Below are 13,209 nucleotides of genomic sequence, written 5' to 3'. Positions count from 1 at the left end.
CTGCCCGACCCAATGAGAAGTGTCGCATATGGGCACTATGTCCGATATGATCCTTTTGTTCGACGTCATACAGGGTAGTGCGGTGCTAGCGGGCGGATCACGGAGTCGTGGCGCCGGGACAAGCACACGTGGCACCGAAGAGCGGCACGGAAGAGCGTCACCATGAGGGGGAAAGACATGCTGGACGAGCACAGCCCGCTCCGGTCGGCGACGATCGATCAGCGCCGTCATCGCGATCGCTCCGCTCCGCAGCGTGCGACGCTGACGGTCCTCCACCTGATCCACGAGACGTCCTTCGGAGGGGTGGAAGCTGCCGCCGAGAACCTCCGGCGCACTTTCGGGAGCGGCCGACCCGCGAGCTCGGCACGGGCCGAGCTCCAGTACCGAGTCGCAGCGCTCGAGGCCTCCGCAGACGCGATCTCGGTCGTCCGTCCCGACATCGCCGGACGGAGCGTGAACAGCCCGCTGTCAGCATTGCGACTGCTGCGGGAGGTGCGCCGGGAGAAGCCGGACGTGCTCATCACCTCGCTCTGGCGGGCAGTCGCCCTCGGCCCCCTCGCCTCCATGCTCTCGCCGCGCACGAGGTGGGCCATCTGGGTCCATCTCCCCCGCTACACCCATCGCCTGGACCGGCTCGTGCATCACTGGTGCCTCCCACGGGCCGACATGGTCCTCAGCGACGCGGAGGCGACGTACACGACGCTCGTCCAGGGTGAGCTGGCCCGCGCCGGCCGCAGCGTCCCGCACCGCGTGGTGCGACCTGCCGCAGGCACCCTCGCACTCGAGCACGAGGCCGTTCCGCCGGCCCCCGGCGAGCCGCTGCGCCTCGTCTTCTGGGGGCGGATGGCGCGCCAGAAGCGGCTCGATCTCGCGATCGACCTGGTCGCCGAGCTCGGACGACAGCACCCGGGCGGCGCAGATCTGCTCATCATCGGGCCCGACGCCGGGCAGCACCAGGTGCTGCTCGATCACGCCTCGCGACGCGGACTCACCGATCGGGTGCGCTTCGAACCCCCGATGGACCGCGAGGGACTGGCTCGGGAGGCGGCGAGCGCCCATGCCTTCGTCCAGCTCTCCGATGCCGAAGGCTTCGCGATGTCCGCCCACGAGGCGATCGCCGCAGGGATGATCAGCGTGCTCACCCCGGTCGGCGAGCTCGCTGCGGACACCGAGGACGGTGCCACCTGCCTCCACCACCACGGAGATCTCACCGAGACGGCACGGCGCCTGGTCGAGCTCGTCGCCGACCCGGAGGCGTTCGCCCGCATGGCACGGACGGCGCGCGAGTCGGCGAGCGACGACTTCGCCCTCGCCTTCACCGAAGCGTGCCGCGCGCTCGTCACGGAGCGCTCATGATGCGACACGCCGCGGGCGGGCACCTCACCGCCGGCACGGGGACGCATGGGACCGCGAACCAAGTAACGGTCCTCGTGCTCGCTGCCGGTGCGCTGCTCGCCTCCCTCGTCGCACGGTCCGTGCTGCCCGAGCGGTTCCTGCGAGACGACCACAGCGTGCAGCTCGGGATGATGCCCGACAAGCGGTACCTCGTCGCCTCCTCGTTCCAGGACATCGCGTCGATCTATCAGGCCCTGGGCCTTCAGGACCTCGCACCGCTCGCGGGCCTGCTGTCGCTGGGGCTGTTCGTGGTGTGCCTCTTCGCCGCCGTCGGCTGGGGGCGCCTCCGCCACGCTCAGCTCATCGACCTCGCGATGATCGGTGCGTCGCTCGGGCTCGCCGTCGTGTACCTGGGTCAGTACAGCAAGGAACTGGCGACGATCGCGATCACCGCGCTCCTGCTGCTCGCGCCGCGTGGACGCCGGTGGGACCTGGTGATCGCGCTCGCCTGCCTCGGGTACGGGGCCACCCTCCGGCCGTACTGGTTGATCATCGGGTGCCTGTTCCTCGCCTGGCGGCTGGCACTCTCCCTGGTTCATCGTCCTGTCTGGTTGCTGCTGTTCCCCGTCCTCTCCTACGTCGCCCTCCAGGCCGCCTTCGCCATTGTCCTCGGGGACGGCCTCCAGTCGCAGCGAGAGGGCCTCAACGGGACCCGACCCGATGCGGACTCCGTCGCTTCGCTGATCGTGAGTCCGCTGCCCGACGCCCCCGGACCAGCCGGAGTGCTCGCCATCATCCTCATGGTGCTGCTGCTCCTCTTCCCGCTCCCGCTCCTGGCCATCGGGTCCTTGTACCACCTGGCCAGCGCGATGCTGATCGCCGTCTTCTGGCTGGCCGTCCTGGTCCCCGTGGCTCGGGGAAGGATCACCGGACCCCAGGAGGAGGCGCCCTCGCGGCCGCTCGTCGTGGCGCAGCGCAGCGCTGCGCTCCTGTTCTCGCTGCTCATGGTGCAAGCCCTCTTCGAGCCCGACTACGGCTCGTACTTCAAGCACCTGACGCCCGTCCTGCCGCTCGTGCTCGCGCTCCTGCCGGTCGCGCTGCGCCCTCTGCGTCGCAGGACGACCGCCGCCGCCATCCACGGGACCACCCCCGTGCCCACCGGGCTCCCCGGCCTCCCCTCTGCCCCCGCGGCCACCGGCCCGGGCTCGGGCCCGGGCAGCCAGCCCCTCGGAAGGATCTTCTGATGACCACGATCCTGCACGTCACCGATGCAGCGTTCGCCGGCACGCTCTATGCGATCACGGACATCGCGCGGGAGCAGGCGAAGGAGCCCGACACCCACGTCATGTTCGCGTACGCCCCGCGCCCGGAGTCCCCCGGCATCGAGGCGATCCGCGAGATCGCCGGGCCTCAGGTCCGCGTGCTCCGCCTCACCTCCGCGCCGCGGCTCGCGAGCGCCGCGCTCCTCACCAGCCTCGGCAGCCTGCTGCGCCGGGAGAAGCCCGACATCCTCCACCTCCATTCCTCACGCGCCGGCATGATCGGGCGCTTCATCGCCCTGCTGTCCGGGGCACATCACCGCACGGTCTACAGCCCGCACGGCCTGTCCAGCGAGCGCACGGTGAGCACTCCGGCCATGCGCGCCGTCTACACCCGTCTCGAGCGCCTCGGCGCCAGGATGGCTCCAGCCCTCGCGCTCTGCTCGTGGTCGGAGCAGCAGCTCGTGCTGGAGAAGATCCCGGAGGCGCGCACCGCCGTCCTGGCCAATTCCGTCGACGTCGACCGGCTGCGAGGCATCGCCCGCGCCCACGGCCCGAAAGGGCCTCGAGCGGTCCCCGAGATCGTGCACGTCGGCCGGATCACCGAGCAGAAGCTCGCGGCGGCCTTCGGCCGGATCGCGGAGAGCTGGCATCTGGCCTCCGATCAGCCGGTGCGCTTCCGATGGATCGGGGACGGCGACCGCAGCCTCCTTCCCGCCTCGGTGGAGGCCACCGGCTGGATGGAGCGTGAGGAGCTCCTGCGCGTCCTCGCCGGCGCGGACCTCATGCTCTTCACCAGCGCGTCCGAGGGGATGCCGATGGCCCTGCTCGAAGCGCAGGCCTTGGGTGTCCCCGTCGTCGCCAGCAGGGTCACAGGCGTGGTCGACGTGATCGAGGACGAGGTCACCGGCTTGCTGCGCGACACCGAGGACGAGCTCCGGACCGCCGCCGCCGCCCTCATCGCCGATCCCTCGCGACGCCGAGAGCTCGGTGCCGCGGCGTCGGCCAGGATCGCCACCAATTTCGACATGTCATCCCTCGCGAAGCGCTCCTTCGCGGCCTACGCAGAGCTCGGGATCAGCGTCCCGGTGCTGGAAGGAATCTCATGAGCACCGAAGCGATGTGGCGCATCCTGCGCGATGCCTGGTGGATCCTGGCAACGGGTGCCGTCGTCGGCGGGCTGATCGGGCTTCTCGTCCTGGCAGTCGCACCGAAGCACTACGAAGCGGAGTCCCGGGTGCTGATCCAGCCGGTCGCCTCCGATGCGGAGTCCCTGGCCGTCGAGCAGTCACTGCTCCGGGAGCTGCTCCCGACGTACATCGCCGTCGCCCGGTCGGATGCCTCGCTCATCGCCACCAGCGAGCGCCTCGGTGGGGAACCGGGAGTGGAGGCCCTGCGGTCCCAGCTCCAGTTCGTGGCCGACGAGGACAGCCCGGTGATCATCATCACCGGTACGGGGAGCACTGGTGACGAGGCGGCTGCCGTGGCGGGAGCCGGCGCCGAGACGCTCTTCGAAGCCGTTGAGGGAGGGGCGAACGGCACCGTGGAGGCATCGGCCGGCCTTCTCGAGGAGGCGACGGCACCGACCACGCCGTCGAACCCGGACCCTGCCATCGTCATCCCTGCCGGGATCATCGTGGGAGCGATCACCGTCCTGCTCGCGCTCATCGGGCGCGAGGGGAGCAAACGGCATCCGCGGGTGCTGCGACGCATCGAGTCCGCAGCGGGCGCTCCAGTGATGGGCATCCTCGACCCGCCCGAGGGGGCACTGTCCCGCGCGGTGGCGAAGACCGGCCTGCCGACCACAGCCGTGGGCATCCGCGGCAGGCTGCATCGACTTCCGTACTCCACCATCGCCCTCGTGCATGCGAACTCCCCGCACGGGATGCGGATCTCGACCTTCTTCACGACGGCGGAGAGATCTGGTGCTCGACGGTCCGGCACCACGGAGACCTGGGCGGTCCCACTCAGCGACCAGCTCTCCTCCCTCCCAGAGGATGCGGTGGCCGTGCTGGTCGTCGGCGACGGGTGCAGCTCGACGCAGATCTCCGGCGCCGCGCGGTTCAGCATCGGCCACGGGATCCCCGTGATCGGCTGCATCGTCGATCCCCTCGGTGACCAGGAGCAGAACCACTCGCTCGACCCCGGTCCGGACGGCGTGCCCGGCACGCCCACGGGCGGCGCACACCACGGAACGCCCCGGCGCAGGGTCCACGACGAATCCCGCGTCATCTCAGCACACGGAGGACACCGATGAACACCCACCGCAAGGCAGTGCCACCACCGGCACCCACCGAGAGAGCCCGGCCTCCCCTACGGCCCACATTCCTCGGCCTGAAGCGCAACTCGCCGGCACTGTCGCTCATCGTCCTGGGCGGCCTCGACGCCCTTCTCGGGCTCGCCTCATGGGCGGCTGTCGCTCTCGTCGCACCCGCCGAGAACCTCGACAGCGGACTGTTCATCCTGATGCTCGTGGCGATCGGAGCCCAGCTGCTCGTGGGCACCGCCACCGGCCTCTACCTCCGCCGTCTCATGATCGGATCGACCTCCGAGTTCCGCCTGCAGGCGCTCACCGCCCTCCTCACCCTGGCGGTGGTGCTCGTCGTGAACGCTGCGGCGGGAATCGGCGGCGAGTTCTCCACCATCCTCGGCGCGCTGATGCTCTCCCTTCTCCTCGCCACGACCCTGCGCCATCTCACCCGCCTGTACCTCGATCATCGGCGTCGACCGCGCGTGGGAATGCCCGTGGTCGTCGTCGGCGCGGGCCTCGTGGGCATGAACCTGGTCGAGCAGATGCTCCGCGATCCCCGTGGCGCGTACATCCCGGTGGCGTTCGTCGACGATGACCCCGCCAAGCGGCGCTTCAGCTTCCGAGGCGTGCGGGTGCACGGCACGGTCGACCACATCGCCCAGACCATCCAGTCCACAGGTGCCGAAGGAGCCGTGGTCGCGATCGGCCATACCGTGCCGGAGCTGTACTCGGCACTCGCGGAGCAGCTGTCGGAGACCCGTGCCTGGATCCGCACGGTCCCCTCGGCCGCCGAGATCCTCAACGACACGCCCGAGGTCTCCTCGCTGCGCGAGATCGACGTCACGGACCTGATCGGCAGGCCGGTCGCCCCGCCCGAGCTGACCGCAGCGCGCGAGCTCCTCCGCGGCCGACGGATCCTGGTGACCGGAGCCGGCGGCTCGATCGGATCGGAGCTCTGCCGGCAGATCAAGGCCCTCGAACCCGAGCTGCTGGTGATGCTCGACCGCGACGAGACCGCTCTCCATGAGCTGCAGCTGAGCATGACCGGCCGAGCGCTGCTGGACTCCCCGGATCTGGTGCTCGCGGACATCCGTGACCCGAAGGCCCTCGAAGCCATCTTCGAGCACCACCGACCGGAGATCGTGTTCCACGCTGCCGCGCTGAAGCATCTCCCGCTCCTGCAGAGCCATCCGCAGGAGGCGTGGAAGACGAACGTCCATGGCACGCAGAACGTCATCGACGCCGCGATCCGCCACCAGGTCACGACGTTCGTGAACGTCTCCACCGACAAGGCCGCCGACCCCACGAGCACGCTCGGCACCTCGAAGAGGATCGCCGAAGGACTCGCTGCGAGCGCCGCCGCACGCACCGGGATGAAGTTCGTGTCCGTGCGCTTCGGCAACGTGATCGGTTCGCGCGGCTCGGCGATCCCCGCCTTCGCCGAGCAGATCCGCCGTGGTGGTCCGGTCACGGTCACCCATCCGGACGTGACCCGGTACTTCATGACGATCCCGGAAGCCTGTGCCCTGGTGCTCTTCGCCGGTTCGGTCGGTCAGCCCGGCGAGACGCTCGTGCTCGACATGGGCCGGCCGGTCAAGATCGCCGACATCGCCCAGCGGATGATGGCGCTGATGGGCATGGTCTGCGAGATCACCTACACCGGTCTCCGTCCCGGCGAGAAGCTCCACGAGGTGCTGTTCACGCCGGACGAGAACGAGGTCGTCGATCAGCACGACCGCGTATTCCACGTGGTCAACTCCGGGATCGACCCGTTCACCCTGCCCCCGCCCGAAGCGCCCTGCGAGAGCATCGACGCCTTCCTGGAACAGGCGCTCGAACTCGCCGCCGCACCCACATCCCAGGAGGTCATCCGACCATGACCGCCCGCATCCCTCTGTCGATCCCGGTCATCGGCAGCCATGAGCGAGCACGGCTCCTCGAAGCCGTGGACTCGGGCTGGATCGCCCCGGCCGGCCCTCAGCTCGACGCCTTCGAGACACTCGTGGCGGAGCGCTGCGGCCGTCGGCGTGCCGTCGGCGTCGCTTCCGGGAGCGCCGCACTGCACCTCGCACTGCTGGTCGCGGGCGTGCGCCCGGGCGACCTGGTGGTCTGCCCCACGCTGACCTTCGTCGCCTCGGCCAATGCCATCGTGCACGCCGGCGCCGTGCCGCTGTTCGTGGACTGCGACAGCACCGGCAACGTGGATCCGGACCTGGTCGAGCAGGCCGTCGTGCGCGCCACGGCCTCCGGGTCGCGCGTCGGTGCGCTCCTCGGCGTCGACCTCTACGGGAAAGTGGCCGATCATGAGAACCTCCAGCGGATCGCGGACGCCCACGGCACCGTGCTGGTCGTCGACGCCGCCGAGTCCCTGGGGTCGAGGCGCGCCGGACGCCCGGCCGGCTCGCACGGCCTGGTCTCGGCGGTGTCCTTCAACGGGAACAAGATGGCGACCGCCTCCTCGGGCGGCATCGTGCTCACCGACGACGACGTCCTGGCGGACCGCGCGCATCACCTGGCGACGCAGGCCCGCGAACCAGTGCCCCACTACGAGCACCACGAGATCGGCTTCAACTTCCGACTCTCGAACATCCTCGCCGCCCTCGGGCTCGCCCAGGTGGAACGCCTCGACGAGTTCCTCGCGATCCGCCGTGCGCATCGGGACCAGTACCGCGCCCTCTGCGACAGGGTGGACGGGTTGGAGATCCTCGGTGGCGAGGATGCCGGAGACAACTGCTGGCTGACCTCGCTCGTGCTCGATCCCGTGCGCCTCGGGACGGAGCCCGTCGCGCTCCGGGATGCCCTCGCCGAGGACGGCATCGAGGCCCGACCGGTGTTCTCGCCGATGCATCGACAGCCCGTGTATGCCGATCCCGAGCGCTTTCCGCGCGAGTTGAACGGCACCGCGGAGCGTCTCTACCGCACCGGGCTCAGCGTTCCCAGCTCTCCGGCGTCCTCGGTCGAGCAGATCCGTGAGGTCTGCGACCGCATCGAGGCTGCTATCGCATCCGCCGGCCGCACCGCTCCCTTCGCCCTTGCCCCGTCCACAGGAGTCCTGTCGTGAGCACCCCCCGCGCGTTGGTCATCGCCCCCCATCCCGACGACGAGGTCCTCGGCTGCGGCGGCACGATCGCCCGGCTCGCCGCAGAGGGCATCGAGGTGACGGTCGTCGCCGTGTGCGCCGACCTCCCGCCGCTCTACGGGGCCGACGTGGCACCGCTCGTGGAGCAGGAAGCGCGTCGGGCGCATCGCGTCCTCGGTGTGCACGAGTCCGTGTTCCTGGATCTGCCCTCCGTCGAGATCTCCCGCAGCTCCGTCGCAGAGCTCAACGGCGCGCTCAAGGAGATCGTCGATCGGGTCGCCCCCACGCTGGCTCTCATCCCCTTCCCCGATCGGCATGTCGACCACAAGGCCGTCTTCGACGCGGCCATGGTCGTCACCCGGCCGCTCGGCGTCGGGCAGGGGATCACCACCGTCGCCATGTACGAGACCGTCTCGGAGACCTTCTGGAACGCACCGGGTGCCGAGCCTGCCTTCGTGCCCAACTGGACCGTCGACATCACCTCCACCATCGGCGTGAAGACCGAGTCCTTCTCATGCTTCGAGAGCCAGGTCCAGCCGTTCCCGGGGCCTCGCTCCCCCGAGGCGCTCGAAGCCCTCGCCCTGTTCCGCGGCAGTCAGTCCTCGTTCGGCTACGGAGAAGCGTTCCAGATCGCGAGGAGGACGACGCCGGCCGGACGTCCCGTTCTGGGCAACGAATGATGTCCCGCAGAAGCCACCGAGGAGAGCGTCGGGAGGCAGCTCTCCCCCGGGCGGAAGCTGAGGAGCCCTCGGCCCCCCGGCCCGACTCCTCGCTGCGTGCGGGATCCGACGCCGTGTTCATCGGCGCCGGATATCTCGTCTCCTTCGCGTACCCGCTGGTCTCCCTCCCACTGCTCTCCCGCGTGCTGGGTGCCCACGACCTCGGACAGTTCCTGCTGGCACTCGCACTCGTCCAGCTCGTCGTCTTCGTCGCCGACTTCGGCTTCGGCAAGAGCGCCGTGCGCAGGATCTCCGTGGCGAGGACGCGCGAAGAGCGCTCCCAGATCGCGGCCGCGAGCTTCGCGTCCATCCTGCTGCTCTGGTCGGCCGCCGCCACCGTGCTCATGTCGATCGTCCTTCTCGTCCCCCAGCTCCGGGAGGAGTGGACGCTGTACCTCGTCGGCGTTCTCGTGGTCGGTGTCGGCGTCCTCTACCCCGACTGGCTCCTGCAGGGGAGGGGCCGCGTCCGCTCCTTCACGCTGATCATGGTCTTCTCGCGGCTGATCGCCCTGGTGCTCCTGGTGCTCACGGTGCGGACGCCGGGTGAGCTGGTGCTGCCGATGCTCTGGCAGCAGTTCCCGCTCGCCCTGAGCGCCGTCATCGCGTGGTTCATGGTCCTCGTCGTCTGGCGGGACGCCCGAGTGGTCCGCACGTCCGTCCCGCAGATCCGCGACGCGCTCACGGACTCGGCGCCGATGTTCGTCACGGGGTTCGCGAACCTGGCGATCAGCGGGTCCAACACGATCGCGCTCGGGGTCGTCTCGACGCCGGTCCACATCGCCTTCTTCGGCGCCGCAGAGCGATTCGGCAACGCGGTCCGAGGGGTCATGCACGGGATCGTCGACGCCATGCTCCCCCGGATGGCCCGTGGCGGCGAGGGCGACCGCGCCATCCAGACCGCGATCATGGTCGGCGTGATGGGTTCCTACGCCCTCGCAGGGATCGGCCTGGTGGTCCTCTCTCCCCTGGTCATCCCCTGGTACCTCGGCGACGAGATGCGGGGAGCAGTTCTCGTCACCCAGATCATCGGGATCTCCCTTCTTCCGTCCGGCGTCGTCACGGCACTCTTCCTGCGCGCGACCGGACAGCATCGCTTCCGGGTCGCGGCCCGGTTCGCAGTCATCGGCGCCATCTGCCACGTCGTGCTTCTCTTCCCCGCCGGCTGGCTCTGGGGCTCCATCGGAGCCGCCGGCGTGGCGATCGTCAGCGAGACGACGATCGCCGCCCTCTACCTCATCGACGCCGTTTGTCAACGCCGGCGCACACGATCGGCCGAGCGCCTCGCCGTCGACGCACGAGCACACACCGAGACGGTGCTCTTGGGCGACGTCGCCGCCCCCTCCCAGAAGGTCACAGCACAATGAACGCACCTGCCGCTCCCCTGGTCACCGTGGTCGTCCCCTACTTCGAGGCGGGCGACTCCGTCAGGGCGACCGTCGACTCCCTCCTCGCCCAGACGGTCGAGGACATCGAGATCCTGATCGTCGACGACGGTTCACGTCGTGTGCCGCTTCCCCACGACCTCCCTGCCGACGACCGCCTCGTGATCGATCGCCAAGAGGCCAACGGCGGCTACGCGCGAGTGACGAACCACGCGGTCCGCAGGGCGCGGAGCGAATGGGTGACGTTCGTGGACAGCGACGACACCGTCACTCCCGACTATCTCGAGCGCCTGCACGAGGCAGCGGAGTCGACCGGGGCAGACGTCGTCTTCACCCCGATGATCCGCGTCTCCGGCGGGACTCCCATCGGCCGCGGGCCCTGGGCACCGCCCGGCGACGTGATGGGACCGAGGACTGCCCTGCGCGCGATGCTGCAGGGGGACCTGATCGGGACCCAGCATGCCTTCTTCCGTCGCCCCCTGCCGCTCGCCGCCGAGGGACAGGTCTACAGCGACTTCGACTTCGCCCTGCGCCACGTCGCCCGGAGCGCGATCATCACCTGTGTGGACGAAGAGCTCTATCTCAACACCGTGCACGTCGGCTCCGCAACAGGAAGCCTGCGACCGGGGATCTGGGACCTCGTAGCGCTCAACGAACTGGTCCGCCCAGTGGTCGAGGGCGCATTCCCACCCCGCGAGGCCGCAGCGCTCCTGCAGGACCACCGGGACGTCACGCTCACACAGATCCTGCACACCGCGGCGAACGAGCGCGAGGACTCGCCGCTCCGCAGGGAGGTCACCTCCTGGTGCCGGGAGCGGATCACTGTGCCCGGGGTGCTCACCCAGCTCCGGCAGGGTCGCCGCATGGCGGCCGGTTCGTGGTCGCTCGCCCTGGTGTCCGATGGGCTTCATCGGTGGGCATACCAGCGCTTCGATTCGCGGCGCAAGGCCGCCTGAGGCGATCGGTGCCCGGCTCCGGGCTCCGACGGGCCGCGGCTCCCTTCCCGGGGTCGCGGCCCGTCCTTCCGTCCGGCTCCTCACCCCCTTCGCACGAGTGTGCCCCCGGGTGGCGGCTCAGCGCGTCCGTCGCCCAGGGGCACAGTCCTTCTCTCAGGGGTCGCTAATACGCCCCGCGAGAGGCCAGCACGGCGCGCACGGTACGCACCAGGATCAGGAGGTCCTGCATGAAGGACCAGTTGTCGACGTAGAACAGATCCAGTCGGACCGTGTCGTCCCAGGAGAGGTCGCTGCGTCCGGAGACCTGCCACAGTCCGGTGATGCCGGGCCGCACCGCGAGCCGTCGATGCGCGTCGGCGTCGTACCCCTCGACCTCCGTCGGGAGGGCGGGACGGGGCCCGACCAGGCTCATGTCGCCGCGCAGCACGTTCCACAGCTGCGGGAGTTCGTCGAGCGAGTAGCGGCGCAGCACCCTGCCCACCGGGGTGATGCGAGGGTCATCGGACATCTTGAACAGCACGTCGTTGCCACGATCGCGGGCGAGCTGCTCGAGCTCGACACGGCGGGCCTCGGCGTCGAGCACCATCGAACGGAACTTGAGGAACTCGATGGGCTCCCCGCCCCGCCCTACCCGCTTCTGGCGGAAGATCACGCCACCGCCGTCGCCGAGGCGGATGCACACTGCAGTGACCGCGAAGACGGGCGAGAGGAACAGCAGGAGCGCGGAGCTGGCGACCACGTCGAAAATGCGCTTGCCCTTCTTCAGAGCCTTGCGCGAGCGCGGCAGATCCATGTGCACCAGCGGCAGGCCGGCGACGGGACGCATCCGGATCCGGTCGCTGGAGATCTCGCTGAGACCCGGGACCACGATGACGTCGACCTCGAGCTCCTCGAGCTTCCACGCGACGCGACGGAACTCCTCGGCGCTCGCCGAGGACCCGGCGGTGAACAGCACGACGTCAGGCTGGACCGCACGGACCAGGTCGAGCATCTGGGACTCATCACCCAGTATCGGCACCCCGGCGTCCTCGTCGCGGCGCTCGTCGCTGATCGGCGCGACAGCACCGACGACGTCGTATCCCAGCCATACCTCGCGGCGCAGTGTGCGCACGATCCCGCGCACGTGACCGGTGGAGCCGACCACGAGCACCTGGGCGCGCAGCCGTCCACGTGAGCGGGAGAGGTTCACCATGCGGCGGGCGACGGTCCGCACCAGCAGAAGCAGCAGCGGTCCCACCAGGAACAGGACGACGAAATAGGGGCGTGAGAGCGGGATGTCAGCGAGGAAGAGAACCGCTCCGACGAATCCCACGGTGCCCAGGGTTCCCAACAGCACGCCTCGGTAGATCTCGGCGCCCGATCCGATCACGCGCGGGTTGCTGGCTCCGAACACGAGCATCGAGACCAGCCACGCGCCGGTGATCACGAGGGAGCTCGCCACGAGGGAATCGGGCAGGTCCTGGGAGACTCCGAGGAACGCGAGGCGACCGCGGATCATCATTGCGAGCACGCACGCGACGGAGAGGACCACGATGTCCGCGACGATCAACGACGCGACGACCATCCGGTCGTCGCGTCGCGCCCGTCGGGCAGCCAGAGGGAGCGCTCGGGTGCCGAACTGTCCACGTTCCGCGAACGGAGGGGAATCGACCCCGCTGATGTCCACTATCTGCTGCAGTGCCACGAGAACCTCTCAGAACTTGGGACCGACTCACGGACAGGAACCGCACGTCACACTCTGTGCCGCCATGTATGTCCGTTTTGTCCGTCTTGTCTGACGGCACACTACACGCGTTATGTCCGTTTTGCACGGTTTGTGGAGGTGTGGTGGGGGCTCCGTGCTCGGGATGAGCCCCCTGGTGCCCACGCGTCGCAGTGCTCAGCTCCATCGATCGCACGTGCGAGGAGCTCGGCGGGCGGCGCGACGACGACGCGCCGGCCCCGAAGGGACCGACGCGTCGTCGTGGATTCTCGTGCGCTGGACGCTCCCCCGCGCCGCTCAGCCGTTGAGGTGCTGCTGCAGCGCCTTCACCGTGGAGTAGCTGGTGCGGAAGTCCCACACGCCGTTGCTGCTCTGACCGATCGCGGCGCGGAGCTTCGCCGTCGTCTCGGCGCCGATCTTGCCGTCCTGCTCCGCACCGATCTGGCCCTGCAGCGCCTTGATGTCGCTCGTGGAGAGTGAACCGTCCTGCGTCACGCCCACCCAGCCCTGCAGGGCACGGGTGGTG

Annotated in this window: 10 protein-coding genes and 1 pseudogene; 9 read left to right on the top strand and 2 right to left on the bottom strand. The window is 69.6% G+C overall.

Annotation, left to right across the window (positions count from 1 at the left end; translation table 11 throughout):
• The first annotated feature begins 162 nt into the window (after positions 1-162).
• The 9 genes from VF289_RS00530 (at position 163) to VF289_RS00490 (ending at position 10,981) form a co-directional block, all read left to right on the top strand.
• The gene (locus VF289_RS00530; RefSeq protein ID WP_330880015.1) at positions 163-1,356 is read left to right on the top strand and encodes a glycosyltransferase family 4 protein; all 1,194 of its coding nucleotides are present in this window, start codon (positions 163-165) and stop codon (positions 1,354-1,356) included.
• On the top strand, positions 1,353-2,579 hold the full coding sequence (locus VF289_RS00525) for a hypothetical protein (RefSeq protein ID WP_330880013.1): 1,227 nt from the start codon (positions 1,353-1,355) through the stop codon (positions 2,577-2,579). Before VF289_RS00530 ends, VF289_RS00525 begins: the two co-directional genes overlap by 4 nt.
• Positions 2,579-3,703 (top strand): glycosyltransferase, encoded by a 1,125-nt coding sequence (locus tag VF289_RS00520; RefSeq protein WP_330880011.1) that lies wholly within the window; start codon positions 2,579-2,581, stop codon positions 3,701-3,703. Before VF289_RS00525 ends, VF289_RS00520 begins: the two co-directional genes overlap by 1 nt.
• Positions 3,700-4,851 carry a hypothetical protein gene (locus tag VF289_RS00515; RefSeq protein ID WP_330880009.1) on the top strand — a complete coding sequence of 384 codons (1,152 nt, stop codon included), beginning with the start codon at positions 3,700-3,702 and terminating at the stop codon, positions 4,849-4,851. Before VF289_RS00520 ends, VF289_RS00515 begins: the two co-directional genes overlap by 4 nt.
• The gene (locus VF289_RS00510) at positions 4,848-6,725 is read left to right on the top strand and encodes a nucleoside-diphosphate sugar epimerase/dehydratase (protein ID WP_330880007.1); all 1,878 of its coding nucleotides are present in this window, start codon (positions 4,848-4,850) and stop codon (positions 6,723-6,725) included. The genes VF289_RS00515 and VF289_RS00510 overlap by 4 nt, the downstream gene beginning before the upstream one ends.
• Entirely contained in the window at positions 6,722-7,906 is a 1,185-nt protein-coding gene (locus tag VF289_RS00505) for an aminotransferase class I/II-fold pyridoxal phosphate-dependent enzyme (RefSeq protein WP_330880006.1), read from the top strand. The genes VF289_RS00510 and VF289_RS00505 overlap by 4 nt, the downstream gene beginning before the upstream one ends.
• A complete protein-coding gene (locus tag VF289_RS00500) occupies positions 7,903-8,604 on the top strand; it encodes a PIG-L deacetylase family protein (protein ID WP_330880004.1) in 702 nt (233 codons plus the stop codon). The genes VF289_RS00505 and VF289_RS00500 overlap by 4 nt, the downstream gene beginning before the upstream one ends.
• Positions 8,605-8,717: 113 nt before the next feature.
• Positions 8,718-10,007, top strand: coding sequence for an oligosaccharide flippase family protein (locus VF289_RS00495; protein ID WP_330880002.1), 1,290 nt, complete (start codon positions 8,718-8,720; stop codon positions 10,005-10,007).
• Entirely contained in the window at positions 10,004-10,981 is a 978-nt protein-coding gene (locus tag VF289_RS00490; RefSeq protein WP_330880000.1) for a glycosyltransferase family 2 protein, read from the top strand. The genes VF289_RS00495 and VF289_RS00490 overlap by 4 nt, the downstream gene beginning before the upstream one ends.
• A 163-nt stretch (positions 10,982-11,144) precedes the next feature.
• Here the strand turns inward: VF289_RS00490 and VF289_RS00485 are convergent, their stop codons facing one another.
• Positions 11,145-12,665, bottom strand: coding sequence for a sugar transferase (locus VF289_RS00485; protein WP_330879998.1), 1,521 nt, complete (start codon positions 12,663-12,665; stop codon positions 11,145-11,147).
• A gap of 315 nt (positions 12,666-12,980) precedes the next feature.
• Positions 12,981-13,209 (bottom strand): annotated as a pseudogene (locus VF289_RS00480) (transglycosylase-like protein); the annotation flags it as partial.

Source organism: Brachybacterium sp. (genome assembly GCF_036379615.1).
Classification (GTDB): domain Bacteria; phylum Actinomycetota; class Actinomycetes; order Actinomycetales; family Dermabacteraceae; genus Brachybacterium.
This window is presented reverse-complemented; position numbering and strand designations above follow the sequence as displayed.